This window comes from Paenibacillus zeisoli (assembly GCF_003994465.1).
Taxonomy (GTDB): Bacteria; Bacillota; Bacilli; order Paenibacillales; family Paenibacillaceae; genus Fontibacillus; species Fontibacillus zeisoli.
The window spans coordinates 74,566-101,238 of the sequence record NZ_RZNX01000007.1 but is presented as its reverse complement, the minus strand read 5'-3'; the positions used below and the strand labels follow the sequence as shown (position 1 = coordinate 101,238).

The following is a 26,673-nucleotide window of genomic DNA, read 5'->3' as shown; positions in this document are numbered from 1 at the left end:
TTTGCTCTGGGAAGTCCTGCTTTCGCAACAATAGTCCCATCTTTTGGTTGATTATTATTATACTTTATTCCTACAAATAAATCATTAAAAATTCATAAATACAAACCGGGTGAATGGAGGAGATTAATTCATGAACCCAAGAACTTGTGATACATTGCCCTGATGAAATGAATAGCCTATAATTAATAGGAAAAGATTTCATTATTCTGATACGGATCAAGCAAGCGTGTTCGAGCAATAAGGAGGAGTCAGGGTGAACATAAGTCAATTGGAGACGCTCATCACCATCTCCAAAACAAAGAGTTTCCGCAAGGCGGGTGAGCTTCTTAATTTAACCCAGCCTGCCGTATCGGCCCAAATCAAGAGTCTGGAGGACGAATTCAAAACGGTCCTCGTTGATAGGAATCAGCCTGTCACCTTAACGGACCGAGGTCAAGTTTTTCTACAGCATTCTGAACGGATTGTAGATATTGTGGAAGAATTGAAGCAAAAGCTCTCCGATATGGAACAGATTCCGCAGGGACATATCGTACTAGGTACCACCACATCGATTGCGATTCAGATCCTGCCTCGCATCCTTTCTTATTTTCAGGATCAATTCCCGTTAATCAAGACAAGCATTCAATCCATGCCCTCATCCCAGATTTATCAGAACGTGGAGAATGGGCTTGTGGATGTCGGAATTGGTTATTTAATCGAGCGAAATCCACAAATTCATGCTTCGGCCCTGTATTACGATACCTTTGAACTCGTTGTCTCCCCTCTCCATCCATTGGCGAAGGCAAGGAACCCCGTTCTGAAAGATCTGCAAGGTGTGCCTTTAATTCTTCTCTCACCAGATACAGTTGGACGCAGATTTGTTGAGGATGTATTCAAGCAGCACAATATTGAACCTAATGTCGTTATGGAGCTGTCCAGCAGCGAGGAAGTCAAACGTATGGTTGAAATCAACCTCGGAGCCGCGATTATCTCCAAGCAGTCCATTGCCCGCGAGCTTCGGCTAGGCACTCTGCGCATAGTTCCTATCATTGAACTTGAAGTTACCCATCCGGTTGGCGTCATCTATAAATCCAGTCGTTACATCAATTCCGCCATGCAGCAATTTCTCAACGATCTGAAGGGAATGCCTGAGACCCATTTCATCAGTTCAGAGTAAACGACCATTTGTTGGCCCATTGAAAGGAGTATACCCCTATGAAATTCGATCTGCACACTCATCATTTTCGGTGCGGCCATGCCGACGGAAATATTCGAGACTACATTGAGGCCGGGATTGCAGCAGGCCTTCAGGTCATTGGCATTAGCGATCATACGCCTTATTTCGGGAGTCCTGAGGAGCAGCCTTTCCCCCGAATTGCAATGGCCAAACAGGAATTTGTTAACTATGTGAATGAAGTGCTTGCGCTAAAGACGGAGTATGAGGGGAAGATCGACGTTCTGCTGGGGATCGAATCTGACTTTTTCCCTGAACATGCGGAAGCTTATCGCTCAATGCTTAATTCCTATCCGTTTGATTATATTATCGGTTCAGTTCACAGCACATTTAATAGCAGCATCTTCAACAAGACCCGTTGGAAGGGTCTTAGCGATCAAGAGAAGGTGGAGCATAAGGAAGAATATTATAATCTGATCCGGCAGTCCGCACGCAGCGGAATGTTCCAGATTCTCGGTCATATCGATGCGATGAAAGGCAACTACCCTGCTTTCTCCGATATTCCGGCAGAGGCCGCAATTGAAGATACCCTAGAGACGATTGCAGAATCAAATGTAGCCATCGAGATTAACACTTCGGGCAAGACCAAGCTCAGCGGCGGCTGGTACCCTTCAGATGCCATCCTGGAGCGTGCCTTATTCCACGGCGTTCATGTCACTTTTGGTTCCGATGCGCATAAGCCATTTCGAGTCGGGGATGAGTGGGAGGAAGTCGCCAAGCGGCTCAAAGAGATCGGGTTCAAGGAATGGGTGTATTTTAAAAATAAACAGCAAATCACCGTGCCTCTCTAAAGCACGTCTCACTGTTCCAATTCAAGCCCCCCTCCTTTCTGGAGCGGGGGTTAAGTCTTTTTCGGGCAAAAAAAGAGAACCCAAGAGGTTCGCCTCATCAGGTTCCAAAACCATTCAATATATTCAAAAGGGGGTCATGTTCTTATCTTACCCGCTTTCTGTTAGGGTTTAATAACAGTAATATTTCAATTGTGTAACAAAGCATTAGCGGAGTGTTAAACCTGTAGAACAAATGAAATCAGGCTAGTATATCCGGAGATATCCGTACTATCCAACGGCTCATCCTCCCTAATCATGCCGCAGTTCAGCATAACCTTCTGGGAAGCCTTATTGTCTTCCTCACATCTCCCGCGTATCTTCTTAAGTCCCAGCTCATGTATTCCAAAGTCAATCACAGCCCGAACCGCCTCGGTTGCGATTCCCTTGTTCCAATAGACCGGGGAGATACAATAACCGAGAATGGCTGTCCCCTGCTTGTCATCCCATTTCTGAAGGGATACCAGGCCCATCAAGCTCGTATCCTCGTGCAAGCTGACTGCAAAATGCAGCGTGGCCAGCGTTCGGTTGGACTCCTCAAAATACCGGTATAATCGTGAAGGAAATAAAGCCGAAAAGGAGTGAAGGCCAAGGTGTGGATATACCGAAGGATCGGAAATGCAGTTATAAAGGTTCCGCTCGTCTTCCGGGGTAATTTTTCTAAGGACAAGCCGATCTGTTCGAATTAAAGGGTAGCTATTCCGGATTGCAGCTCTATCCAGCATATATCATACCTTGATCGATGTTAAATCTCTTCAATTCCCTCATCCGACTCCTCGCCTCCATCACTTTTTACTGGATCATTGCCTGGACCTCCTAGCGGTCCGCCTAGAGGTTCTTCCTTAAAGATCTGACGGAACACCCCGATCATCGATAAAGCATAAGCCACCGTTACAAAACTGAACAGCACCTCCATAATGACCACTAATCGGCTGGTGTCATCGACCGGTCTGATATCCCCATAACCCACGGTAGCAAAGGTAGCCACACTGAAGTAGAGAAATGAAATCAGCTGGGAAATCAGGCTCTTACCGATATTATCTCCCATAAATGCACTTTCGCCAAATGTTTTGTAGATCGAGGTATAGACCACCATGAAGAACAGAATACACATAACGGTGGCGCTGAATATGCGGATCACCGTTGACTTAAGCTGAACCTCTTTGTTCACAGACAGCGCAATCCTGTGAAAGATAAAGGTGATATAGAAGATCACCGAGAACAGGACAAAGAGCAGGATAAAGGTTCTCATCAGAGCCGGTGAGGCTAGTACGGTTGCAAAGTCAATGACCCCAAGCAAATCTTCCAGACACAAAGCGATATAAATGATTAAGGGTGCCAGCAGAATAACCCTTCCCGTAATCCGTTTATCCACCCGGTAAAAGAATATAGCCAACACAATCAGACCCACGATATCCATACAAAGTACTGCCGTCTGCATATCACAATCTACCTCCTCATTCAGGATCCCGACATGTGAATCATTACCCTAAAGATCAAACTTCTATACCACCCGGCTAAGTTCTGCATCGCCAACACCCTGGATTTGGCAAACGAAATTCCCAAGTTAAAGCTACATCAGACCAGGCCATCCCCTGAAATAATGGAGGTTATTTTTGATCTAATGGCAGAAAAAAAGCTGCCCCTTTATAGCAGGAGCAGCCTGTAAGTAACTTCATTTCTATACGCTAAGCCAGCGTTTGAACATATGCTTGGTTGTCTGCTTGTTCATCTCAGCGATGGATGTAGTAAGCGGAATGCCTTTCGGACAGGAACGAACACAGTTCTGCGAGTTACCGCAGCCCTCAATGCCGCCATCTTCCATTAATGCCTCCAGACGTTCTTCCTTGTTCATTTCACCCGTTGGGTGCGAATTGAACAGTCGTACCTGAGAGATTGCAGCCGGACCGATGAAATTCGTCTTCTCATTGACATTCGGGCAAGCTTCCAGACAGACCCCACAGGTCATACATTTGGACAGCTCATACGCCCATTGACGCTTCTTCTCAGGCATCCGCGGTCCCGGACCGAGGTCATAGGTTCCATCGATTGGAATCCATGCTTTTACCCGCTTGAGGGCATTAAACATCCGGCTGCGGTCAATGACCAGGTCACGAACAACCGGGAATGTCTTCATTGGTTCAATTCGGATTGGCTGTTCCAGCTTATCAATCAAGGCTGCGCAAGCCTGACGAGGTTTGCCATTGATGACCATTGAGCAAGCCCCGCATACTTCTTCCAGACAGTTGGATTCCCAACATACCGGAGTCGTCTGCTTGCCGTCATGATTAACCGGATTGCGCTGTATTTCCATCAACGCACTAATCACGTTCATGCCAGGACGATATGATAATTCGAACTCCTCTGTATAGGGTGCCGAATCCGGCTGATCTTGGCGTGTGATCATGAATTTCACTTTTTTAGCAGCTGTTGTTGTCTGCGCCATATAGCCTGTTCCCCCTTCTATTAATCCTTCGAATAGTCACGAACACGCGGCGGAATTAAGGAGACATCCACGTCCTCATAAGAAATTTGAGGGCCTTCCGGCGTCCATGTTGCTTTGGTTGTCTTCAAGAATTCCTCATCATTACGATCCGGGAATTCCGGTTTGTAGTGGGCACCGCGGCTTTCATTACGCAGCAGGGCTCCAAGCGTCATTGCTTCGGACAGCTCGAGCATGTTCCACAGCTGACGGGTAAATGCCGCACCGCTGTTGTTCCAGTTCGAGACATCATTGATATTGATATTCTTGTAGCGGACCTTCAGTTCCTTGATCTTGTTGATCGTGGCTTCCAGCTTGCTGTTGTAACGAACGACCGTCATATTGTCTGTCATCCACTCGCCAAGCTCTTTGTGAATGACGTATGCATTCTCGGTTCCATTCATGGCGAGAATATTCGTGTACTTCTCTTCCTGCTGCTTCTTCGCACTGCTGTATACGCCAGGCTGAACATCTTCAGCCGATTTCTTCAGGCCGCGGATATATTCAACCGCCTTCGGTCCAGCCTGCATGCCGCCGAAGATCGCAGATACGAGCGAATTCGCGCCAAGCCGGTTGGCCCCGTGATATTGATACTCGCATTCTCCAGCCGCGAAAAGGCCAGGAATGTTCGTCATTTGATTGTAATCAACCCACATGCCGCCCATGGAATAATGGACTGCCGGGAATATCTTCATTGGAATCTTGCGCGGGTCGTCGCCCATGAACTTCTCGTAGATCTCAATAATACCGCCAAGCTTGACATCAAGCTCTTTAGGGTCCTTATGGGACAGATCGAGATATACCATGTTCTCGCCGTTGATGCCGAGCTTCTCATCGACACATACATGGAAAATCTCACGCGTCGCAATATCACGCGGCACAAGATTACCGTAAGCCGGGTATTTCTCTTCAAGGAAGTACCAGGGCTTTCCGTCTTTATAAGTCCAGATGCGTCCGCCTTCACCGCGTGCGGATTCCGACATCAGACGCAGCTTGTCATCCCCTGGAATGGCTGTCGGGTGAATCTGAATGAATTCCCCATTCGCATAGTTAACACCTTGCTGATACACAGCGCTTGCCGCTGTGCCTGTGTTGATGACGGAGTTCGTGGTTTTACCGAAAATAATACCAGGACCCCCGGTCGCCAGAATTACGGCATCCGACATAAATGTCTTAATCTCCATCGAACGGAGATCCTGTGCACAAATTCCGCGGCATACGCCTTCATCATCTAAGACAGCCGAGAGGAACTCCCAGTGCTCATGCTTGGTAACAAGACCTGCTGCCTCATAACGGCGAACCTGTTCATCGAGAGCGTACAAGAGCTGCTGCCCGGTAGTAGCACCGGCAAATGCCGTACGGTGGCGCTTCGTGCCCCCGAACCGGCGGAAGTCCAGCAGGCCTTCCGGGGTCCGGTTGAACATCACGCCCATCCGGTCCATCAGATGGATAATGCCCGGCGCTGCTTCACACATCGCCTTAACCGGCGGCTGGTTGGCCAGGAAGTCTCCACCGTATACCGTGTCATCAAAATGCTCCCAAGGAGAATCGCCTTCACCCTTGGTGTTAACCGCTCCGTTAATTCCACCCTGTGCGCAGACGGAGTGTGACCGTTTGACCGGTACGAGAGAGAACAGCGTTACATGAACTCCCGCTTCCGCAGCTTTAATGGTGGCCATCAAGCCGGCTAGACCGCCGCCGACAATGACAATACTTTGTTTAGCCATAATCTATCGTCACTCCTTTTATCCGATGAATGTTCTAAGGGTCTGAAGCAGAGCTTCGCCGCTCGCTTGGAATTCCGCATTACGGAATGCAAACAGCGACCATACGAACATGATTGATACAATCACAAACAGACCCATGCAGATGTTAGAAGATACGCGCTGGGCACGAGGACCCACCGTTACACCCCAGCTAACCAGGAACGACCAGAGACCGTTCGCGAAGTGGAACGAAGCAGACAATACCCCGATCACGTAGAAAATAAAGAACAGCGGATTGGTCACAATGTCATGCATTACGTGGCCTAAATCTTCGTGCGATACATGCCCAAGTGCCACCTGGACCCGAGTCTCATACAAATGCCAGATTACAAAGACAAGAACAATAACCCCTGTAACCCGCTGGAGCAGATAACGTAAATTCCGCTCGTTGTTGAACCTACCGTTGTTCGGCTTAGCCTGAAACGCAATGTAGAGACCGTAGATCGCATGATACATTAAAGGCAAGAAAATACCAAAAATTTCAAGAATCAGTACTAACGGCAGTCCGTTCAGGAAAGCAACACTATCCTTGAACCCCTGCGGCCCGCCCTCTACGGCAGAAAAATTCGTAATCATGTGTTCCAGAATGAAGAAACCTAGCGGTATAACACCCAGCAACGAGTGCAGTTTTCTGGAATAAAACCCTTTCATAATTGCGCGTACCCCTTTCCGGTATCCATCGTTGTCCGTTCATGGCGCATGAATTGTCATGCCCTCTGGCCGGTTGTAAATGATACATTCCACAATCGTAAGCGGCAGTACCTGAGACTGACCGATACCATGTGAACAACTTGTGTCAGTTTTTATGTTACTCCTTTTGAACTTATAATGGAATTGCAATATAATTATTAAATGTTATGTCTTTTATGCATAAGGGGGACTCGACCATGTTTGAAGATCTACTTGTCTATATTACCGTGGTGGAACAAGCCAGTCTGAATAAAGCTTCAAAGCTGCTTAATCTGTCCCAGCCTGCCCTTTCCCGCAAGATTGCCAAGCTGGAGGACGAACTTGGGGTCTTGCTCTTCAACCGTAACGGCAAACGCCTGGAGCTCACCCGCACAGGGCAGCTTGTCTATACTTATGCGATCGAGCAAAGGCAGCGGCATGTCCAATTCCTGGAGTCCATCTCCAGATATAAGCAGGCCGAGCGGAGCGTCCTTACCCTGGGAGCCAGTCTGACTACCATTCAGACCACGCTTCCCCCTCTGGTTAAGGCCCTGATGAATAAGTATCCAGATACTGAGCTCAAGCTGGTTACCGGCAAGACCCACGAAATCGTATCCCACGTCCGGGATAAAAAAGTTGATTTTGGCGTCGTCGCCTCCTCCATTGAAGAGCCTGGACTGCTGTGCATTCCACTCTTTGAGGACCATCTGGAGCTTGTTGTCCCCAGCCAGCATGAGCTGCTTCAGGAAGATCGTATTTCCATGGAGGATCTCAGCGGACAGCCCATGATTATTTTCTCCAAAGGAACCTGGTACCGTAGAGTGATAGATGATCTGTTCGCCCGGCACAATGTCATTCCCGACATTAGAATGGAGATTGACTCCTTCGAGGCCATTGTCCGCCTGCTGCCCACCTGTAAAGCCGCTGCTCTTTTGCCAAAATCCTACCTTCGGACTCCGCTGCTCGATAAGAATGAAGTGGTGACTATTCCCATGAAAGAGCTGGAACAGACCCGCAGAAGAACCTGCCTGATCTTCGGTCAGAAGACGGATCTTAATACCGAAACACGCCAGTGGATCTCCGAAATGAAGAAAACCCTCTCCAGTGCCCTGTCCGTATAAGCCTGCGGACCCTCACTCAAGAGAGGGGGATTTTTTATGCTCTGTTATTAACCGATTCCTCGAACTCCTCGATATTCTCATTGGAACCAATAATTACCATAATATCCCCGGTATGAATCTGGTCCATAGCTGTAGGGGCAACAATGCAGCCATTCGGCTTTTGAATCGCCACGATGCTGCATCCAAAACGGGCTCTTGGGTTAAGATCACTGAGCATTTGCCCATCTAGAGAGGATGGCACCTTCAATTCTACAATACTGTAATCCTTCGACAGTTCAATGTAATCTACCAGATTCGGATTCACAAGCTGATGGGCTACCCGAATGCCCATATCCCTCTCCGGATAGACCACCTTGTCTACACCCAGCTTCTCCAGAGCACGTCCGTGGAGTGTAGAGATCGCCTTGGATACCACCGTCCCGATCCCCATCTCCTTCAGCAAAATGGTCGCCATGATGCTCATTTGAATATCATCTCCGATCGCTACAATACCGCAGTCGAAGTTGCGAATGCCTATCGATCTAAGCATCTCCTCATCCGTTGCATCGGCTACTACCGTATGAGTTAGGTAGCTGCTCATATTCGAGACGACCTCTTCGTTCCGGTCCACCCCTAGTACCTCATAACCTTGATCAATAAGCTCCATTGCAAGACTTGAACCAAAGCGCCCAAGTCCGATAACCACGAACTGTTGTTTCTTCATATAAGCTGTGTCTCCTTTTACCCAATTATCATTTTGCCTTCCGGATGTCTGTACAGCTCCTTCTCTTTCTTGGGCCCAAGTGCATAAGCTAGTGTTAACAGCCCCAGTCTGCCTGCGAACATGGTCAGAGAGATCAGCACCTTACCGAATACGGACAGCTTGGCGGTAAGTCCCATGCTTAATCCAACGGTCCCGAACGCGGATGTCGTCTCGAATAGGATACTCAGGAAGCTGGCGTCCTCTGTGGCCGAGAGAATCATCGTGACGGTAATGATCAGGAACAGCGCAAACATGGTGACCGTAATAGCCTTATGAATACGCTCCTGTGCAAGGCGATAGCGGAACAGCACAAGTTCCTCTCTTCCCCGGATCATGGCCAGAACCGCGCCAACCAGTATGGTAAAGGTCGTTGTCTTAATCCCTCCGCCCGTTGAGCCTGGTGAGGCTCCGATAAACATTAAGATAATTATAAAGAATTGAGTAGCTTGCCTTAACGCCCCGATATCCAGTGTATTGGCTCCTGCTGTTCTCGGAGTGACCGATTGGAACAGGGAACCCCATATTTTGCCCCCCCATCCTAAAGGCGCCAGCGTCTTCGAATTCGTAAATTCAAAGACAAAGATCACCAGAGTGCCAATCACGATAAGGGCTGCTGTCATGGATAGCACAACCTTTGAATGGAGTGAAAGCTTCCACTTGTTACGATTGCTGCCTAAGCCGGTTAGGTCAGAGATCACTACAAAGCCGATTCCCCCGGTGACAATCAGGAACATGGTGACCAGGTTAACGACGGGATCATCCACAAATAGAGTCAGGCTTCGGTATTCACCAAACAAATCAAAACCTGCATTGTTAAACATGGATACAGCATGGAAGATACCGAAATAAACAGCCTGTCCAACTGGCATATCAAAGGCCCACCGCACAGAGTAGATCAGCGCAGCGCACAATTCGATCAACAAGGAATAGGTTAGTACTTTTCGGATCAGTCGAACGATTCCCTCCATCGTGCTCTGATTCATAGCCTCCTGAAGGAGAAGGCGATCTTTTAAAGAAATCTTACGTTTAAATACCATAGCGAACAAGGTAGCCATCGTCATAAATCCTAGTCCGCCCACCTGTATAAGCAGCATAATGACGACTTGGCCGAACCTGGTAAAGTCTATGCCCGTATCCCTGACGACCAGCCCTGTTACACAGGTCGCTGAGGTGGAGGTAAATAGTGCATTAATGAATTCAAGTGATCTCCCGCTGGTATTTGAAATAGGGAGCATAAGGAGCAATGTGCCAAGCATAATAATAGCAGCAAAGCCGAGCACCAGGACTTGGGGCGGCGAAAGCCGGGGTGTTCTAAACTTCAAGACTTGTTCACCTCTTCATTAAGAATAGCAATTGTGTTATCTTTACTGTGGCTTAAGTTCATTTCATTAATTACATATTAATATAAAACAAAGGAGTTTGCTCATGAAAGCTCAAAGGCCGAATCACAAGCTGCCGCTAAGCAACAAAGCGTTATGGATCATGGCCGTTGTTGGACTGGTTATTTTCCTGTACATTCAAGTATTTCCTCTTACCTCCACAGATGGACTCCAGCAGGAGCCCCCTGGTCAGATTATCAGCAAAGATAAGGCGATACTGGCAGCTAAGCAATTCGCAGAGAACACAATCGGCCTTGATCGCCTGGATACAGAGGTGAAGCCCCTGGTCACCTACCAATCTGACTCTGATTTTTATGGCTACTTAAGCAAGAAAAATCTACTCACTACGTATAACAATAAATATGAGAAGCGGTTCCCCTATGACGTTTACCGTGTCAGCTTCTCGAATCCTGCTTCGTTTGTCAAACAACTTGATATAGACGTACATATGACTACGGGTGCTGTTGTTGGCTTTGAGGCCGTCCAGCTGTATTCCCGCAAAGACCGGGAAGTCATGCTGGAGCAGAATCGTTCACTTGCCATGCAGAATCTGCAGGAGCTGGAAGGAAATCTTTCTCTTACGGACAAGCAAAATAAGGCAATTCCGTATCTCGAAGCCCTGGGTTATAGAGCCCATGAACTGGATCTTGTCAGCGGGCCGGATGACCTGGGTTTGACCTACCGCGTTAACAAATACACTATCGGTGAGGCTTCCGCCGAACTGCGGTTCCAATTTGAGTATGGCCAAGTCTCCTCCATGGAGGCCGCCTTCAGCGTACCTCAGTCTCACTTGGATTATGTAAAGGCGCAGACCCGCCTGGCTAACTGGCTTTATTTTGGCGGCTATGCCCTATTGTCCTTTGTACTTGGCATTCTGGCTATAGTCTATAGTGCTAGAACCCGGCCCCATGCCTCCTTCGGAAGAGGCATCTTTCTAACTGCCTTTTACTTTGCAGTCAATATCTTCACCGTACTTAATCTGATGCCTGTCCTGCAATCACAGAATATGTCCAAAGGGACGTTGACCGTACTTCTTGTCGTGCAGGCCCTCTTCACCCTGATGGTGACCGCTTCAGTCTACTTCTCACTTGTAGGAGGAGATGGATTATGGCGTAAGCAGGGGATTACCATGTGGAGGCGTGCGAATGAGCCCGGGTATGGAAGCCATGTGCTGAATTCCATGATCCGGGGCTATGCCTGGGCTTTAATCCTGCTGGGTGCCCAGTCCGTTATCTTCGTACTGCTTGAAGGAACGATTCATTCCTGGTCTACGACCGATGCTACTCAATCCACCTATAATATGGTATACCCTTGGCTATTCCCTCTGGTGGCCTGGACAGCGGGCATTGGGGAGGAGGCGGTCTATCGATTATTCGGAATTCCCATGCTGAAAAAGATATTCCGCAGCACCTGGATTGCCAGTCTGATCTCGTCTCTGATCTGGGCATTCGGCCATACCTTGTATCCGATCTATCCCGTTATCTCACGACCGATTGAACTGGCCTTCATCGGCCTGTTGTTCAGTTTCATCTTCCTTCGGTCAGGTTTTATTACTGTTCTTTTTGCTCATGTTATCTTTGACAGTGTCCTTATGGGACTAAGCTTAATGATTATGGGCGATATGGGAAGTATTTTGACGGGCATAATCTACATCCTTCTTCCAGCTGTAGTTGGCTTCTTGATCTATGTATTTAAGCGGCAGAAGCCAGGATCACCTGCCCTTATCCTGGAAGATTAACTACTTTGGCAAATGGCAAAATGGCGGTGTCATCACCAAAGCTGCCCCTTCTCCCAAGAGACGCTGCGCGAACGAACCATTCCTCCAATCGCTGTTGTCCCCAAATTTACTGAATAATTCCTTAGCGGAATAAATTCGGGGACAAAGGCGACCGCTGACGCTTCTCCGGAATCGCTTCGTTCTCTCCGCTGCTTCAGTCTTGGGCCAGACAAAGAAACGGAGTTAGATCCGTTTCAAATCTAAACACTTATAGATTCCAAAATCAAACGAAGCAGGCCGCCCAGGGTATGATCCCCAGGCGGCCTGCTGCATTTATATCCAAGTATGGAATGATTCTCGAGAAGAGAAGCGTTCGTAACGTAGTATCAATTTGGAGTTACACTCTCTTCTTCATCACGTAGAGCAGCTATAATCTGTCTCGCAAGCTTATCACCTATGGATAATGGCCGGAAGTCTTCAACCGTTGCCTCTTTGATCTTCTTAAGGGATCCGAAATGCTTGAGCAGTGCCTTTCTACGCTTCTCGCCGATTCCCGGAATCGAATCCAGCCGCGAAGTTACCATCGACTTGCCCCGCTGTTCCCGGTGGAAGCTGATCGCAAAGCGGTGGACCTCATCCTGGATGCGCTGCAAAAGATAGAACTCCTGGCTGTCTCTAGGGAGATTAACCGGCTCAGCAGGATCTCCAATCATGAGCTGGGCAGTTTTGTGCTTCGTATCCTTCACGAGTCCCCCTACGGGAACGAATAATCCAAGCTCATTCTCAAGAATATCGATAGCAGCTGAGATTTGTCCCTTCCCTCCATCGACGACAATTAGGTCCGGAAGCGGTAGATTCTCTTTGAGCACCCGCTCATAACGTCTGCGAATGACTTCGCGCATGGTCTCGTAGTCATCTGGTCCTTGCACGGTCCGTACCTTGTATTTCCTGTATTCCTTCTTATCCGGCTTCCCATCCGTAAAGACCACCATGGCCGATACCGGATTGGCGCCCTGGATATTGGAGTTATCGAACGCCTCAATACGCCGCAGCGATGACAGTCCGATCCAGTTCCCCAGGCTTTCCGAGGCTTTAGAGGTACGCTCTTCATTACGTTCAATCAATCTGAACTTCTCGTTCAAGGCAACCCGCGCGTTCTCGACTCCCATCAAGACCATCTGACGCTTTAATCCACGCTGCGGCACGTAGACTTTAATCCCGAGCCACTGCTGCAGCGAAGCTGCTCCGCTAACCGCATCCGTTAGTCCGGAAGCCGCCCGTTCGGCAGCTCCGGAGTCTGCATTCGCCTCGGGATCTCCCTCCTGTCCAGCAGACTCCACCGAATCCGCAGAGGAATCTCCTCCCGCCGCATCCTCTTCCGATATTCTTGCAGCAAGGGCTTCTGCAGAGAGAAAAGGTACTGCTCTCTCCTCCCCTGAGCGGGTCCCGTCATCAGCTGCCATCTCGGCACCTGCCGTGCTGCTGCCTTCAGCACCTGCTTCGCCCGCCGCTTGCTTCTGCTCTTCGCTTTCTTCCATGCCCGGAAGCAAAATTTCCTGCGGCAGAGCCGGATTATCACTGTAATATTGGGTTACAAAGGACAGGAAATCAGAGTAGGCATCCCCATAGAACGGGAAAATAGAAGCATGGCGTTCAATCATTTTACCTTGGCGCATATAAAGGATCTGTACACACATCCAGCCCTTATCCACCGCGAATCCAAAGACGTCTCGGTCACGGGAATCGGCCATAGAAATTTTCTGTTTCTCCATCAAGGCATCGATGTTGATAATCTGGTCACGCAGTTCTTTGGCCCTTTCAAAGTACAGGTCCTCCGCTGCCTCTTCCATCTTGCGCCGCAGCTCTTTCTTGATCTCCTCATGTCCGCCGCTGAGAAACCGTGTAATTTCCTGGGAAATCTCGTCATAAGATGTCTGTGGAACTTCCTGTACACAAGGGGCCATACACTGTCCCATATGATAATACAAGCATACTTCCTTAGGCATCACATTACACTTCCGGAGTGGATACATCCGATCCAGCAGCTTCTTGGTCTGATGAGCCGCGTAACCATTCGGGTAGGGGCCGAAATACTTCGCTTTATCCTTCAAAATCCGCCGGGTTACTTCCAGCCGCGGATGTTCTTCGTTCGTTATTTTGATATACGGAAAAGTTTTGTCGTCCTTCAGAAGCACGTTATAACGCGGCATATGCTTCTTAATCAAGTTGCACTCCAGAATGAGTGCTTCCATATTGCTTGCCGTTACGATATATTCGAAATCACGTATCTCGGTCACCAGGCGCTGAGTCTTACCGTCATGGCTGCCCCTAAAATAGGAGCGGACCCGGTTCTTCAGCACTTTGGCTTTGCCGACATAGATGATGGTACCTTCTTTGTTCTTCATTAAATAACAGCCCGGAAGGTCTGGGAGCAAAGCCAGCTTGTGGTTAATCGCCTCAAGCGCTTTCTCCTGCTCGTTCCATTCCTGAATGAAGTCGTCCACGCAATTCTCTCCTCTCCGCGTGAATTCCTGCTGGCGGGCTTAGATCTGCTGCCAGCCAAACGAAAGAAAACGCCCCCGGGGCATACCGGAGGCGTCTGGCTTACAAGAACAGATTACTGGTGCTTTGCAAGCAGGTTCTTGAGTGATTCTTTGGAGTTCAGACCGACAACTTTATCGACAGGCTGGCCGTCTTTGAAGAAGATCAAGGTCGGAATGCTCATCACGCCGAAACGGGAAGCCGATTCAGGATTCTCGTCCACATTCACTTTTGCAATTTTAACATCTACTTCACTTGATAGCTCATCAAGAATTGGAGCCAACATTTTGCAAGGTCCGCACCAAGGTGCCCAGAAATCAACAAGAACAGTGCCCTGTCCTTCTACTTCAGTGCTGAAGGATTGATCCGAAACATTTACGATAGCCATGTATATCTCCTCCTTATGTTTTAGAACATAAATTAATATTGAATACAACAGTCCCATGAATGGAATTAAAAGTACAATGAGTGCTTTTGTTCCTTCCATATAGCGACAAATTAAGTATACCACATTTTTTTAGTAAATGGGAAACAGTAAGAGCCTGTTGTTCTTTACAAATGATTTGGCGTTTGGTTATACTAATAATAACCCAAAACGGTTTTGTCTATGACTAATTTTATGGATTATTTTTGACGAGGAGGCCCCGGCGCCATGGAGACCCCAATTCGCGTGAATGACCCGCGACAGCATATTAACGAAGAACCCCGTAATGACTTTGGCGATTTGATGTTCGGCTTCACGGGCATGTTCGCGTTGATGTTTGTGATTTTCTTTGGCATGGTCATTTGGAAGTTCATTGCCAGCTAAGGCCCATCCACTGAAATCGATTTAATCATGATGAATAAGCGAACACCTTCCACGTGTACACGTCAGGAAGGTGTTTGTTATTTTATAGAGGTTATGAATCACTGCTTCTCCTACCACATCAGCACTTCTAGACGATCTCCCACGTTATGCCGCCATCCTCAGTCTTCAGCAGTCTTGAATGTTCACTGTCCTCCGAGGTTAGGAGCACCCAGCCATGACGGGCATCAGTGAACTGGAGTTCCTTCATTTCCGGAAAGGAAGAGATCGACTTCTTAAATTCGGAATTCACTTTCAGCACCTGCCAGCTCTTGGCCCCGTTCACCGTAGTCTTAAGCTCTGTCCCATTCCAGAACCACCCTTTGTCCGGCGATACGAAAACTGGGCTGCAATCCGCGATACGGCTGCCTTCAGGGATATTTTGCTCGAAAGGAAGGTAGACCCAGCTCTCCCCGCCATCCCTTGTACGGAATCCGCCAATATCATAGGCTTTATCTTTATGAATAGAGAGAGGCATCCAGCCCTGTAGATGATTCTTCCCGAAGAATACAGGAGCTGCGGTAATTTGAGGGTTATTTCCGTCCCAATTTGCTGCCTTTGACAGATCCACCAGCTTCCAGCTCACCCCTCCATCGGTCGTACGAACAAGGCGAGGAACTCCATCACGGGACTGCATAGGTACCCAGCCATGCTTCAGGTCGCGGAAAGACACACCGTATCCGGTAAAACCATATTGAGGCATCAACCCTTTCTTCGCCTCTTCTTCACGGGGCAGACTCGCTTCTGAGTTATCCATGACCTTGGTCCAGGTCACTCCGCCATTTGCGGTCTTATAGAAGGTTTTGCCCGAATGCCCCATGGCTGCATCGCTCTCTGTCAACAGGTAGCCCTGTGTAGACGAAATAAGTGCGGTCTCTGCGTTGATGGCGTAAGGCAGCACTGGACCACTTGACCATGTCTTCCCTCCATCTTTGGAATGCATAACTTTGCGGGTTCCGTTATTTTGGGCAGAAAGCAGGAGCAAATGACGCTCATCCCAAGCTGCAAAGGTGCTATCCGCATCTACAGCCGATACGGCAGGCGAGGGACTTATATCCGTCCATGTCTTTCCCGCATCACCCGAACGATATACACGAACTGACCCCTTTGAAGCTTTGCCCCATGTGAAAATTGTCCGGTCCCCTACAAGCTTGAAGCCGGTAAGCAGAGCCTGGATCTGCGCAGATTTGGCTCCCTTGACGCCTGCAGAGTTGACCGCTCCGTTCTTGGTACCCACCGACTCTGCACTACTCTGCCCAGTACTTTGATCAGCACTTTGATCTGTGTCCGGCTTCGCGTCACCCATACCCTGTTCAGAGCTTTGATCTGTGCCCTGCTTCACATCCCCTGTACCCTGACCGGTGCTCTGACTTGTGCCTTGGCCAGCAGCGTCGGTCCCTTGATTACTCTTGATATTCTGGGGCGTACCGTTCACGCCGTTATTAGAATCTGCCGAGCCGGAACATGCCGAAGCTGTGACTGCTATCGTCAGCGACAGCAGCACATACATCCACTTCGATTTTAATTTCATATCAGGTACCTCCTAAATATTAGAATTGGAGCGTCTTGGACTTTGGAAATTCCCCACCATTATAGCGGCATTAAATTTAGGATTCGTGTCATTATTGTAAGATTACACCAAAAAAGGCCTGTCTACTCCCGGGTGGGAGTACAACAGACCTTAAGAGCCATCTCAATTTAGAACGGTTAAAATAACATTACAACACTTACATAATCATTTACTTTCGGCTTCCCCTTTTGTTCGTTCCATTCACAGCAACAACATCAACGAATGGAGCTATTCGGTCCATGAGCCGCTGACCTTTATGGGCCTCTTCTCCATCCTTGCTCGTAAAGCTTAGGTGCTTCTCCAGAGCCTTCAGATCATAATTTGAGGTATAAAAGGTGGGCTTGCGGTTCATACGGTAATTCAGGATTGCACCCATCACATGATCACGGACCCAAGGATTCAGGTTCTCTGCTCCGATATCATCAAAGATCAGCAAGTCCGCTTCCTTCATGATCTCTACCGTTTCTTTCAGTTTCTGGCTGTCCTGAAGCATAGACTTCAAATCCTCCACAAATTCTGGCATATAGACAATGACCCCTGAATGTCCGGCCTTGGCCAGCTCATGCAGCAGATAGGTCATCAGGAAGGTCTTGCCTGTTCCGAAATGGCCTACCAAATACAGACCGTGTGGAGACAGACCATTCTCTCTGGTCTCATTAATATACCGAAATACTTGCCCAACCGCAGGCGAACGCATGCTGTCTTTAGACATGATCTCTACCATATCGTAGCCTTCCTGCATGGCCCGTTCATCCACATAGAAGCTGTGAATCCGCTTCTTGACTTCAATCTCCCGTTCCCGAGCAAGATGCTTGGAACAAGGAACCTGCCTGTCGTAGAGCTGAGATCTTCCAGTCACAGTCTCCACAGTAAGCCGGGTGAAGTGGCCCTGGAAATCGTTGGGGCAGAGATCCAGGCCAGGACAAGCGCTGCAGTGCCGACTGTCATTGACATATTGGTACAGCTTGCTGAGATTCAGTGTCAGCTGATTCTCACTAATTTCGGGATGACGGGAACGCAGCTCTTGAATGAGCGGATCATGAAGCAAATTATTTAGAATTTGCTCCGAACGCTGCCGAAACTGCGGACTCTTCATCTGCTGAAGCATTTCCCCCAAAGATTCCATTTATCCACCTTCAATCTATTACATTCTTAAATGCCGTTGTTCTTGCTCGCCTGCATCATTTCAGCCATCTTGATCAACTCAGCAAATTCTTCTTCCGATACGCCGCCGTCCTGATCAGCCCCTGCACTTTGTACAATAGGGATGTCCGGCTTCAGCTTGGCATTCCGGGAATAAGCCCGTGTTCGGCCTCCCGAAGCACCTGCTGCAGCCGTCTCATTCTTGACCTTCACCTTAGCTTGTTCCCTGATATAATGAACTGCCTTCTCATATGTATTGACCTGTTTCATCAACATATTGGAGGCAATTGCGTTCACGAAATTACGGTTGATCCGTTGTTCGCCGCCTGAAGTCAGAAGAGCCATCAAGTAGTGAATCAATACATTGATAACCTCGCTTGGAAGCTTGTAGTTGTGATCAATATTCTCGAAGATATCGAGCAAATTGTCCGGTATGGCACCTGGAAAAAAGGTCTTCAGCAGCCGGGTATACGGCTCATTACGAAGCATCATATTATATTGATGGATATCGCATTTCTCCATGAACTGAGGCGGAACCTCAACATAGAATTCCATCTGTACGGCATGCTCCAGAGGAGGCTCGTTCGTACCACCATGCTCCTGCTGCCTAAGCGAAATTACTTTGCCGCCCTGAACCTGACGCTCTTCCTTGCGTTTCTTCCCCTGCCTGAAAAAGAGGTTGGCCTTGTGCTGCAGCTCATCCTGCAGAATACTGCCATCCGGGCCAAACACACCGTCTTCATCCAGCAGACGGCACAGATCTTGAACGGACAGCTCGTATTTGCGGGCTACGTAATTAACGGCGCCCAACTGTTCTGTATTATAGCGAAGCCCCTCTACATAAGACCGATTAGCGGAATCCCGTGGAAAGCGCAGAATGATATCCGCGTAATTGAACCCGTCCTCTTCGGCAAGCCTAAGACCGGGCTGTCTAGAAATTGAGACTTCGGCGATAGCCTGCTCAAGCTCATAATCAATCGAATGGGCATTCAGCTCAAATATCTCGTAGAAAGGAACCGAAATGTTCTCCTTGTTCATGGAACGTCCCGGGAAGTCTCCATTTTCTTTATTCCACAGCTGCTCCTGAAGGGACAGCACAGCAAACTTGCCAATTTTGTCTCTCAGCAGAAGCGTCAAATGCTGGGTCTTGAAGAAATCCGCAGGTGATAAAGGGGCTTGAAGTTCGTATTCATATAAATAATCATCGTTCTCCGGCAAATAAATCCGGCTGGTCTGCATGAGCCCCACAGCTTCAAGCTTCGAGGTCAGCTCAACTAGGAACTTTCTGCCTTTCTCGCTGGGCTCAAGCCCAAGCGTGAGAAATAAGCGGCGCTGCTGCTCTATGGAGGAATAACCTACCTTCTCCAGCGGAACCTGCTGAAATAGAAGATGATATAGTGAAATCGCAAAAGCGCCTACCATTGGCTGGTAGACTTGACTCAGCATAGTTCCGTCTACGGTGCCAAGACCGAAATCGCGATATACGCAGAATGAGTGATGTTCAGAGAAATGATGTAAATTAGTGATGCGCATAACCTATCGCTCCTTCCATGGCGAAATGTAGACTTTATCTATTCTAGCACAAATCTTTGTGACCGGAATCGTTAAAAGATTACAAAATTCGCCGAAATTGGCTGATTACAAGCGAGCGTACAATGGCCTGCGTTCCTTTTGCCAATTATTCAGACTTGTGTAAATCCAGATAGGTTTCTTCTATGAATTTCCGGGATCTATTATGCGGAAAATCTTTGACCTTTTCATACGCCCGGGCGGACAGCTCCTTAGCTTCCCTAGTCTGCCCATTGGCCGCATACAGCCTCGCCATATAGGCATCCGCAGCATACAGATTCGATCGATCCGAGGGATGATAGGCAGTCTCCGGTATGACCACCCGGCTGAATGCATCAAGTGCTGCTTCCGCCTGGCCGGTATGATAATAATAGATTCCGAGCTCCAGCCAATATACGGCACTCTTCTTCTGCTGAATCCGGGCTACATTCTCAATATGTGCAAGAGCTTCTTCATACCGCCCCTCGCGGATATGAACTCTTGCCTCAGCCATTTCAATATAGGCCAGGTTATCTCGATTCCCCGTGAATTCCGCGAATACCCGAGCTTTTTGTCTATACTCAGCCGCTTTTTCTTTTTCGCCGCTATCATAGAATTCTTTGCCTAAGATACGCAGAAAATGGTCTGTCATATAGTACACTTCCTGCTCTTTGGATAGCGCAAGTGCCGCCAGCATCGCGTCCCGGCTCTCCCGATTCATCCCAAGGGCGGATAAGGATACCGCCTCCGCATAGTACAGATCCAGCTCGAAAATCACGTCTCTGCCAATCTTCTTCTGCTCATATTCACGTCTAACCTCCCGGATCAGATCCAGTGAGGAGCCGTATTTCCCCTGTGAAAAGAGGTGTGCGTAATTCAGATACCTGGCCTTGGAGCTCTCCACATATAATCCGAACCGTTCATAAATCTCCACTGCCCGCTGAACCGCCTCTTCTCCTCCAGGGTGAACCGTATGAAAGCAAGCCTCTGCATAGAATTCCATGATCCGTGCCACATCAATGGTCATGGGAAGCTTGGTACTCAGCAGCGGTAGTACCTTCCGCACCACTTCCTCATAAGCCTTCTTCTTACTATCCACTTCAATCTCCCGAACCAAATCGGTGATTCCCCGTTCATCTTCCTCACCGAGAAAATACCCTGCCTCTTCGCCCAGCTTCTCGGCCAAATACTGAAGCGTCCTCATGGATGGCAGCGCCTTGCCATTCTCAATCTGACTGAGCATGCTCTTCGTCATATGCTCACCAGCAAGATCCGTCTGTGTCATACCGCGCTGCTTGCGTAGATGCTTGATTCGTTCACCGATTATGGTCATATCCGTTCATCCCTATCTTGATTAATAAGCCAAGTATAGCGCAATAAAGGCCTTAGAGGAAAGAGATAATAATAGGATAATTAGTTAAATATAAATTAACTTTTGGTTGAAATAAGGAAATATATTGCATATAATAAGTTTAATTAAATTTAACTTTATACAAGGGAGTTGTTGAGATGTCACGCGGAACAACCTCGTCAAAGAAGGATTCCCATAACATGCTTCTGATGTTCTCTGGCAAGCTTGTCTCCTTGCTCGGGGCAAGTATGTACACCTTTATATGCGGGTTATATATTCTGAAGCTAACCGGTTCAGGCAGTCAATTTGCCATCACCTTGATCTGCGGGATGCTGCCGCGAATTATTCTTGGCCCGATTGCCGGGGTTATCGCGGACCGGGTGAACCGCCGCAGGCTTATTATTGGAGCGGATCTGGCCAGCTTAGCTGTAATGCTGCTAGGATTCATGGCAGCAGCTCTGTATGGACCCACTGTCACAGGAATCTATGTCACACTGATTATGCTGTCGGTATGCTCTACCTTTTACAGCATAAGCCTCACCTCTTCACTCCTTATGCTGGTAGAAGAAAGCAGCATTCAGAAGGCCGGCTCACTTAATCAGATGGCGACTTCGATCGGCAGCATTCTGGGTCCGGTGTTCGGCGGGCTACTCTATGCTTTCGTATCTCTGGACACCTTCATGCTGCTGAATGGTGCAGGTTTCCTGGCTTCTTCCCTCATGGGCTTCGCGTTAAGGTTTCGCAGTATGACGGCTCCAAATTCCGTATCGGCTGAAGCCACTTATGACATCAAGGCACCCGGCGGTTCCATCCTCATTCAGCTCTTTGGCAGCTTATCCGAAGGCTTCATCTATGTTAGACAGCGACGATTTCTGTGGTCACTTCTGCTTATCTGCTTCTGGATCAACTTCTTCTCCAGCGCACTTGGAGTTACTCTTCCCTACATTATGGTTCATTCGCTTGGGATGGGATCGAGGGAATATGGGGTGGTTGAAGCCTCACTTGCGGTCGGCATGCTGGCTATGGCAAGCGTTCTCTCTATCCGGAAAAGCACCTCACACCCGCTTAAGCCTTTGCTGAGCGGGCTGATCATACTGGCCTGCCTGATTGCTGCCATGTCACTTCCGTATATTCCGATCTTTAGCAGGCCATCCGCTTACTTTTACTATATCGCTCTCATGGCTGCCATTGGAATAGTGATCATTTCGATTAATATCCCTCTTCAAATTTTGTTCCAGACTACGATTGATCCTGATTATCGAGGACGGGTATTCGGGATCGTTGAAACTATGGCTGGGGCGATTGCCCCGCTGGGCACGGTTCTGTTCGGAGTTCTGCTTGACATTCTCCCTACCTACTATCTGCCTGTCTTCTCAGGAATCTCCCTGCTCATCGTCACGCTCATCGGCGGCCGCACCCTACGGCGCGAACAGAAGTCCGAGCTGGGAACTGACCGCTCCCTATTCTCGGTGTCTACCTAAATTGGCTGTTGGCAGTGTTACTCCAAGGTATCGCTTTGAAGAGGGTTAATGTTCGGTGCAGATAAAGCGTTAGACTGAAACGTTGAATTAACGGCGTTATGAATCGAAGAATCGTAAGCTTTAAAAAAGTTTTAGAATGATCCATTAAAGAAGCAGCGGCGGACCAAGACTTAAAGAATAAAGTCTTAGACCGCCGCTGTTGTCATTCAACTAATGCAACATACTGCTTTTTTTACCTTGCATGATGAGTTTGAATGGATCTATCCTTTTAACGCAAATCATCTAGACAGCTGCCGTCAGCTTAGTATGATGTTTCTTCGTTCAATGCAAGCCACTGCACCGCCAACCAGAACCTGGTTGATTTCACCGCTCTCGCTCAGGCGCAATCCTGCCTTGATTTCAGAAGGACAGTCCATCGAATACCCTTGCCTGAATACGACTTGCTCCACTTCCCGTAAAGATCGCTTACCATGATGGTACAAATAGCTGAGAAGAGCACCGTTGGATGTTCCTGTCGCGCTCTCCTCGGGAATATCGTACAGCGGCGCAAAATTCCGACATTCCGCAGCGGCACCGTCTGGAGTATCCATCGTGAACAGGTGATATCCAATCACATCATACTTTTCACTAATGGCGGTGATGGAGTCAAAATTCGGCTGAACCTCATTTAAGAGCTTCCTGCTGCGGATCGGAATCAAGATGTCCCGCAGCCCCGTCGAAACAATCTGGATAGGCAACCCGGTTTCGAGGTTCTTGGCATCAATCCCCAAAGATGGGGCAATTTCTTCACAGGATATTCTTTCAAGAAATTGTGGTAGAGCCTGTGACAAATAGACAAGACCGCCGGAGCTAATATCAACATCCAATATCCCTGCTTTGGTTTCTATCGTGTACGAAGTCTCTTCCTTTGCCAAACCTAACGAATGCATGAGTCCAAATGCAGCGATCGTTGCGTGTCCGCACAGATCAACTTCACTGACGGGGGTGAAATAACGGATTATATAATCCGCAAGAAGGGATTTCTCCATAAAGGCTGTCTCCGAATAGCCCAATTCCTTCGCTATGAACTGCATTTCAGCAACATCCAGCGAAAGGTCATTCTTCAAGACAACACCTGCTGGATTACCGCCTTGCTCACCTTTCGCAAACGCATTTAACGTATACACTTCCACATTCATGTTCCGCTCGTCCCCTATTGTGATCAATTTCATTGATCTCATTAAATTGAATATTTCAATTTCTTACCTCCTGTAACATTAAATCCACCATTTTCATAAAACGAGATCGTTTTTTCAAACGCCGGAAGAGGTGGGGTTGTTACCTCCAGCCGCCTCCAACTCTTCTTTTTTCCATATTCCTTTGCTGAAAGAAGCAATTTTGAACCAACACCCATTGAACGGTATTCTGGCTGAACATAAAACTCTTGAATGATTCCAAAGTTCCCATCTGCATATAAAGAGTTACTTTCACACAATGATAAAAAGCCAACGATCTGCCCTTTATTCTCATCAATCGCATTAAATACTTTATAAATTCCGGACTCTAGATAATACTTACATCTCTCCAAGGTACCCGAAACCTGAAAAATAGGGGAAGTGCTACTGGTCCTTAATGTTATTTCTCTGATTAGTTGTTCAAATAGTTCTGTAATAATGGGATAATCGTCTAGTGATGCTTCCTCAATTCGTATCATAGTAAAGCTCCTCCCATTCGCGCATTCAATTTCTACAATTCTGTTGGTAAGCCATAGAGATACATATGCTTACAATCTGGATTATGCTTTAATGCGCTGATCGTTTTAGTATTTGGATTTATGTATATTGTCGAGTAATCTATTTCGCCGTACTCTTCCCGCACATTAAATGCCAGTTTTTCGTCAACTAGTGAAAATTCAGCATGAACACCTTGTTTGTTCCCACGCGCATCTAAACGAATCCATCTTCCTTGTGACTTCAGAAAAACGGCATTTAGAGCGTGGATGCAGTAACCTGTATCTGGAGTGTCACCTAATGTAAGTCGTTGATAACAAAATCCAGTTGGAATTCCTCGACTTCTTAAAATAGCACACAGTAAATTTGACTTAGCGTAACAAATACCTTCCTTATAAAAAAGCGTTTCCGAAGCTTTACACGTTATCCTTGAACTTTGTATATCCCACGAATGAGATATTTCATCTCGAACAAATTCATAAGCTTTCTGTACAAAATCCTCTTCGCTAGACGATGTAGAAAATAGATCTAAACTCTTTTCTTTAATGGAGCTGTGATTAAAATCGACTTCATCTGATTCAATCAAATAATCTACTAGAGAATTTGACTCACAAATCAACATCATCCTGCTTATCTCCTTCCAATGTTTATTGCATGGCAAAAATTAATATGTATAATTATGCAGCTATATTGATAATAATTCAACTATTTTGTGTTATTGTCCATAACCTGCCCGTTAGCGCAATAAAAATAGAGCAGCTGCCGGCGGCAACTACTCCATGGTGCGTTCCACTATCGTTCCCGGTTAGTTCAATATTAAAGCCATAAAGACAAGACCTTAAATAAACTCAATCAGAAAGGATGTTTTTTGCAATTTTCAATAGTTCATTTTTGCTCGCGGTTGTACTACTCAACACAAAATGAGCTGTTCTCCCATTCTCTTGTTTAGCCCACCGCAGTGATCTCTCCTGTGTATTCTCTTCACCATAATAATAGGTGTCTACATTATTGATAACCGTTTTAGCATCCACTGAAGGAGAACTATCGAAAAATATTTCTTTTTCCATTCCTGAGAAGTAAGTTGAATAGCTTACTTCCTGCTCCCCATTCGTATAACTGATTCCAATGAAGTTGGGTTGATTTCCAATTACTTTCTGCGTAAAGTAACCAAGCTTTTGTCCATTTGAAGCTGTACCAAATATCATTTTCCCTTTTTTACCGAGTCCGATCTCAGAGTTATAGATTGATGCTTCTTTAAATTGATATCCTTCTGAGAGAATAGGCTGAAATTGACTCGATTCGAATGGAGCTGCAATCGCCTTTGTAAATTGACTGAAATCAGTGTATTTATACCCCCGATAGGTATGCATGACCTGATCTGTTTTTTTGTTCAGAATATCATCTTTACTACCAAACCAGACGGTAGCAGTTTCCCCAGGAGAAAGCTTTTTCTGGATTTCATCGAGTGCTTGTTGATATGCAGGTAAGACTCTACTATCTGTTGGTCTTACCTCTATAACAGCGTTTCCGTTGTTGTCCTTTAACTCGATCCATTTTGTTGTTGCGTAGGTGAATCCGCAGAGTACGCACACGATCGCGAGAACGAAGGCAGTTCGTCTGAAAACTTTAGGTTTTAAATTCGTTTTACATTCCCGTTCATCAATAAGATTTATTATTCTTGTAGAAAAATCCTGGATAGGCAAACCCGGTTTATTAAATAGAATTTTTAACTCTTCCACATCATCTTCGAAATGCTGTTTTTGGGACATTTGGGCTCTCCTCCAATTGAATCATTTTCATCTTCAATTTTTTGCGAATACGCTCAAACCTTTTACGTACTGTTGTCGGTTTGCAGTTCATAATCCTGCTTATTTCATCAAAGCTTAGGTCTTCCCATACTCTAAGCACAAGCAAGTTTCTGTCCTCGGCAGATAGTAAGCCTAATACGTCCTGAATAGATAAGGATGCATAATCTACTTCCTGCTTTGCTTGAGCCAATTGTGTACGATAAAGTGCTATCAACTTATGGCGTAAACTTCGCTTCTTTAGTAAATTAATGCAGTGATTATATGCAACTGTATACAACCATCCGGAAAAGGATGTTCCTTGGGAATATTGGTGTATATTTTGGTAACACTTTAAAAAGATTTCCTGAACCGCATCCTCAGCCTCTTCTTTATTCCTAAGCATGTGGTAACTATACACGTGAATTTTACGTTGGTATTCACAAACAAGCGCTCGAAACGCTTCCTTGTTTCCGTCTTTTATTTGAGCCACAATAATATCTATTTCTAACTCTTCGCTTTTCTGATCCATATTTTCTCCTTCCATACCAGGGCCCTGTTTATATGAGTAATAACAATCAAAATAGATGCTTTTGTGACATCTTTATAATTATTTTTTTGAAGAAATCAATACATATCAAAAAGACAGTTCTACGGCTATGTCAAAGAGATTAATTAAATCGGCATCCAGGACATTCACAAGGGGTATCCGAACCGACCATACAATAGAACAATCAGCAGAATTCCTTCCATTGCGGTATGAGCCCGCACAAAAAAGACTGCATC

The 26,673-nt window shown here is 47.1% G+C and carries 24 protein-coding genes; 6 read left to right on the top strand and 18 right to left on the bottom strand.

Annotation, left to right across the window (positions count from 1 at the left end; all coding sequences use genetic code 11):
- Nucleotides 1-253 precede the first annotated feature (253 nt).
- A complete protein-coding gene (locus EJP77_RS15535) occupies nucleotides 254-1,156 on the top strand; it encodes a LysR family transcriptional regulator (RefSeq protein WP_127200162.1) in 903 nt (300 codons plus the stop codon).
- Between the two features lie 38 nt (nucleotides 1,157-1,194).
- Complete coding sequence (locus tag EJP77_RS15530) at nucleotides 1,195-2,004, top strand: histidinol-phosphatase (protein WP_127200161.1); 810 nt, start codon at nucleotides 1,195-1,197, stop codon at nucleotides 2,002-2,004.
- A 215-nt stretch (nucleotides 2,005-2,219) separates the two neighbouring features.
- Here EJP77_RS15530 and EJP77_RS15525 read toward each other — a convergent pair whose 3' ends face one another.
- The 5 genes from EJP77_RS15525 to EJP77_RS15505 all read right to left on the bottom strand — a co-directional run bounded on the left by EJP77_RS15525 (nucleotide 2,220) and on the right by EJP77_RS15505 (nucleotide 6,939).
- Nucleotides 2,220-2,765 (bottom strand): GNAT family N-acetyltransferase, encoded by a 546-nt coding sequence (locus tag EJP77_RS15525; protein WP_127200160.1) that lies wholly within the window; start codon nucleotides 2,763-2,765, stop codon nucleotides 2,220-2,222.
- 20 nt (nucleotides 2,766-2,785) lie between these two features.
- A complete protein-coding gene (locus EJP77_RS15520) occupies nucleotides 2,786-3,481 on the bottom strand; it encodes an ion channel (protein WP_127200159.1) in 696 nt (231 codons plus the stop codon).
- A gap of 240 nt (nucleotides 3,482-3,721) precedes the next feature.
- Entirely contained in the window at nucleotides 3,722-4,486 is a 765-nt protein-coding gene (gene sdhB / locus EJP77_RS15515) for a succinate dehydrogenase iron-sulfur subunit (protein ID WP_127200158.1), read from the bottom strand.
- 20 nt (nucleotides 4,487-4,506) lie between these two features.
- Complete coding sequence (gene sdhA, locus EJP77_RS15510) at nucleotides 4,507-6,249, bottom strand: succinate dehydrogenase flavoprotein subunit (protein ID WP_127200157.1); 1,743 nt, start codon at nucleotides 6,247-6,249, stop codon at nucleotides 4,507-4,509.
- Between the two features lie 18 nt (nucleotides 6,250-6,267).
- Entirely contained in the window at nucleotides 6,268-6,939 is a 672-nt protein-coding gene (locus EJP77_RS15505) for a succinate dehydrogenase cytochrome b558 subunit (protein ID WP_127200156.1), read from the bottom strand.
- 236 nt (nucleotides 6,940-7,175) lie between these two features.
- Here EJP77_RS15505 and EJP77_RS15500 point away from each other — a divergent pair, with 236 nt between their 5' ends.
- Nucleotides 7,176-8,078: a LysR family transcriptional regulator gene (locus EJP77_RS15500; RefSeq protein ID WP_127200155.1), complete on the top strand. Its 903-nt coding sequence runs from the start codon at nucleotides 7,176-7,178 to the stop codon at nucleotides 8,076-8,078.
- 34 nt (nucleotides 8,079-8,112) lie between these two features.
- Here EJP77_RS15500 and EJP77_RS15495 read toward each other — a convergent pair whose 3' ends face one another.
- Nucleotides 8,113-8,781 carry a potassium channel family protein gene (locus EJP77_RS15495; RefSeq protein ID WP_127200154.1) on the bottom strand — a complete coding sequence of 223 codons (669 nt, stop codon included), beginning with the start codon at nucleotides 8,779-8,781 and terminating at the stop codon, nucleotides 8,113-8,115.
- 17 nt (nucleotides 8,782-8,798) lie between these two features.
- A complete protein-coding gene (locus tag EJP77_RS15490) occupies nucleotides 8,799-10,142 on the bottom strand; it encodes a TrkH family potassium uptake protein (protein ID WP_246021905.1) in 1,344 nt (447 codons plus the stop codon).
- 103 nt (nucleotides 10,143-10,245) lie between these two features.
- Between EJP77_RS15490 and EJP77_RS15485 the strand changes: the two genes are divergently transcribed.
- The gene (locus EJP77_RS15485; RefSeq protein ID WP_127200153.1) at nucleotides 10,246-11,937 is read left to right on the top strand and encodes a CPBP family intramembrane glutamic endopeptidase; all 1,692 of its coding nucleotides are present in this window, start codon (nucleotides 10,246-10,248) and stop codon (nucleotides 11,935-11,937) included.
- A 365-nt stretch (nucleotides 11,938-12,302) separates the two neighbouring features.
- On the opposite strand, the gene uvrC is transcribed toward EJP77_RS15485, so the two are convergent.
- A complete protein-coding gene (gene uvrC, locus EJP77_RS15480) occupies nucleotides 12,303-14,420 on the bottom strand; it encodes an excinuclease ABC subunit UvrC (RefSeq protein WP_127200152.1) in 2,118 nt (705 codons plus the stop codon).
- Between the two features lie 113 nt (nucleotides 14,421-14,533).
- Nucleotides 14,534-14,845, bottom strand: a complete 312-nt coding sequence (gene trxA / locus EJP77_RS15475; protein ID WP_127200151.1) for a thioredoxin — start codon at nucleotides 14,843-14,845, stop codon at nucleotides 14,534-14,536.
- A 264-nt stretch (nucleotides 14,846-15,109) separates the two neighbouring features.
- Between trxA and EJP77_RS15470 the strand changes: the two genes are divergently transcribed.
- Nucleotides 15,110-15,265, top strand: a complete 156-nt coding sequence (locus EJP77_RS15470; protein WP_127200150.1) for a YqzM family protein — start codon at nucleotides 15,110-15,112, stop codon at nucleotides 15,263-15,265.
- Nucleotides 15,266-15,392: 127 nt separating this feature from the next.
- Here the strand turns inward: EJP77_RS15470 and EJP77_RS15465 are convergent, their stop codons facing one another.
- The 4 genes from EJP77_RS15465 to EJP77_RS15450 all read right to left on the bottom strand — a co-directional run bounded on the left by EJP77_RS15465 (nucleotide 15,393) and on the right by EJP77_RS15450 (nucleotide 20,895).
- A complete protein-coding gene (locus tag EJP77_RS15465) occupies nucleotides 15,393-16,832 on the bottom strand; it encodes a WD40/YVTN/BNR-like repeat-containing protein (protein WP_127200149.1) in 1,440 nt (479 codons plus the stop codon).
- 208 nt (nucleotides 16,833-17,040) lie between these two features.
- Entirely contained in the window at nucleotides 17,041-17,997 is a 957-nt protein-coding gene (dnaI, locus tag EJP77_RS15460; protein ID WP_127200148.1) for a primosomal protein DnaI, read from the bottom strand.
- 26 nt (nucleotides 17,998-18,023) lie between these two features.
- A complete protein-coding gene (locus EJP77_RS15455; protein ID WP_127200147.1) occupies nucleotides 18,024-19,547 on the bottom strand; it encodes a replication initiation and membrane attachment family protein in 1,524 nt (507 codons plus the stop codon).
- Nucleotides 19,548-19,692: 145 nt separating this feature from the next.
- Nucleotides 19,693-20,895 (bottom strand): helix-turn-helix domain-containing protein, encoded by a 1,203-nt coding sequence (locus EJP77_RS15450; protein ID WP_127200146.1) that lies wholly within the window; start codon nucleotides 20,893-20,895, stop codon nucleotides 19,693-19,695.
- A 176-nt stretch (nucleotides 20,896-21,071) separates the two neighbouring features.
- Here EJP77_RS15450 and EJP77_RS15445 point away from each other — a divergent pair, with 176 nt between their 5' ends.
- Nucleotides 21,072-22,394: an MFS transporter gene (locus EJP77_RS15445; RefSeq protein ID WP_127200145.1), complete on the top strand. Its 1,323-nt coding sequence runs from the start codon at nucleotides 21,072-21,074 to the stop codon at nucleotides 22,392-22,394.
- Between the two features lie 296 nt (nucleotides 22,395-22,690).
- Here the strand turns inward: EJP77_RS15445 and EJP77_RS15440 are convergent, their stop codons facing one another.
- From EJP77_RS15440 to EJP77_RS15420, 5 genes are all read right to left on the bottom strand, one after another.
- Complete coding sequence (locus EJP77_RS15440) at nucleotides 22,691-23,572, bottom strand: PhzF family phenazine biosynthesis protein (RefSeq protein ID WP_127200144.1); 882 nt, start codon at nucleotides 23,570-23,572, stop codon at nucleotides 22,691-22,693.
- Nucleotides 23,573-23,613: 41 nt separating this feature from the next.
- On the bottom strand, nucleotides 23,614-24,087 hold the full coding sequence (locus EJP77_RS15435; protein WP_127200143.1) for a GNAT family N-acetyltransferase: 474 nt from the start codon (nucleotides 24,085-24,087) through the stop codon (nucleotides 23,614-23,616).
- A 32-nt stretch (nucleotides 24,088-24,119) separates the two neighbouring features.
- Nucleotides 24,120-24,728, bottom strand: coding sequence for a transglutaminase-like domain-containing protein (locus EJP77_RS15430; protein WP_127200142.1), 609 nt, complete (start codon nucleotides 24,726-24,728; stop codon nucleotides 24,120-24,122).
- Nucleotides 24,729-24,951: 223 nt separating this feature from the next.
- Nucleotides 24,952-25,872, bottom strand: a complete 921-nt coding sequence (locus EJP77_RS15425) for a DUF4367 domain-containing protein (protein ID WP_127200141.1) — start codon at nucleotides 25,870-25,872, stop codon at nucleotides 24,952-24,954.
- Entirely contained in the window at nucleotides 25,844-26,419 is a 576-nt protein-coding gene (locus EJP77_RS15420) for an RNA polymerase sigma factor (RefSeq protein ID WP_185897368.1), read from the bottom strand. The genes EJP77_RS15425 and EJP77_RS15420 overlap by 29 nt, the downstream gene beginning before the upstream one ends.
- Nucleotides 26,420-26,673: the final 254 nt, after the last annotated feature.

What these genes read in the sequence shown, in the direction of transcription:
- EJP77_RS15450 (WP_127200146.1), bottom strand. Translation starts at nt 20,895, where the DNA reads ATGACCATAATCGGTGAACGAATCAAGCATCTACGCAAGCAGCGCGGT.
- EJP77_RS15455 (WP_127200147.1), bottom strand. Translation starts at nt 19,547, where the DNA reads ATGCGCATCACTAATTTACATCATTTCTCTGAACATCACTCATTCTGC.
- EJP77_RS15525 (WP_127200160.1), bottom strand. Translation starts at nt 2,765, where the DNA reads ATGCTGGATAGAGCTGCAATCCGGAATAGCTACCCTTTAATTCGAACA.
- EJP77_RS15420 (WP_185897368.1), bottom strand. Translation starts at nt 26,419, where the DNA reads ATGGATCAGAAAAGCGAAGAGTTAGAAATAGATATTATTGTGGCTCAA.
- sdhB (WP_127200158.1), bottom strand. Translation starts at nt 4,486, where the DNA reads ATGGCGCAGACAACAACAGCTGCTAAAAAAGTGAAATTCATGATCACA.
- EJP77_RS15430 (WP_127200142.1), bottom strand. Translation starts at nt 24,728, where the DNA reads ATGATGTTGATTTGTGAGTCAAATTCTCTAGTAGATTATTTGATTGAA.
- EJP77_RS15440 (WP_127200144.1), bottom strand. Translation starts at nt 23,572, where the DNA reads ATGAATGTGGAAGTGTATACGTTAAATGCGTTTGCGAAAGGTGAGCAA.
- EJP77_RS15435 (WP_127200143.1), bottom strand. Translation starts at nt 24,087, where the DNA reads ATGATACGAATTGAGGAAGCATCACTAGACGATTATCCCATTATTACA.
- EJP77_RS15425 (WP_127200141.1), bottom strand. Translation starts at nt 25,872, where the DNA reads ATGTCCCAAAAACAGCATTTCGAAGATGATGTGGAAGAGTTAAAAATT.
- EJP77_RS15485 (WP_127200153.1), top strand. Translation starts at nt 10,246, where the DNA reads ATGAAAGCTCAAAGGCCGAATCACAAGCTGCCGCTAAGCAACAAAGCG.
- trxA (WP_127200151.1), bottom strand. Translation starts at nt 14,845, where the DNA reads ATGGCTATCGTAAATGTTTCGGATCAATCCTTCAGCACTGAAGTAGAA.
- EJP77_RS15520 (WP_127200159.1), bottom strand. Translation starts at nt 3,481, where the DNA reads ATGCAGACGGCAGTACTTTGTATGGATATCGTGGGTCTGATTGTGTTG.
- EJP77_RS15530 (WP_127200161.1), top strand. Translation starts at nt 1,195, where the DNA reads ATGAAATTCGATCTGCACACTCATCATTTTCGGTGCGGCCATGCCGAC.
- EJP77_RS15500 (WP_127200155.1), top strand. Translation starts at nt 7,176, where the DNA reads ATGTTTGAAGATCTACTTGTCTATATTACCGTGGTGGAACAAGCCAGT.
- sdhA (WP_127200157.1), bottom strand. Translation starts at nt 6,249, where the DNA reads ATGGCTAAACAAAGTATTGTCATTGTCGGCGGCGGTCTAGCCGGCTTG.
- EJP77_RS15445 (WP_127200145.1), top strand. Translation starts at nt 21,072, where the DNA reads ATGTCACGCGGAACAACCTCGTCAAAGAAGGATTCCCATAACATGCTT.
- EJP77_RS15495 (WP_127200154.1), bottom strand. Translation starts at nt 8,781, where the DNA reads ATGAAGAAACAACAGTTCGTGGTTATCGGACTTGGGCGCTTTGGTTCA.
- EJP77_RS15470 (WP_127200150.1), top strand. Translation starts at nt 15,110, where the DNA reads ATGGAGACCCCAATTCGCGTGAATGACCCGCGACAGCATATTAACGAA.
- EJP77_RS15505 (WP_127200156.1), bottom strand. Translation starts at nt 6,939, where the DNA reads ATGAAAGGGTTTTATTCCAGAAAACTGCACTCGTTGCTGGGTGTTATA.
- dnaI (WP_127200148.1), bottom strand. Translation starts at nt 17,997, where the DNA reads ATGGAATCTTTGGGGGAAATGCTTCAGCAGATGAAGAGTCCGCAGTTT.
- EJP77_RS15465 (WP_127200149.1), bottom strand. Translation starts at nt 16,832, where the DNA reads ATGAAATTAAAATCGAAGTGGATGTATGTGCTGCTGTCGCTGACGATA.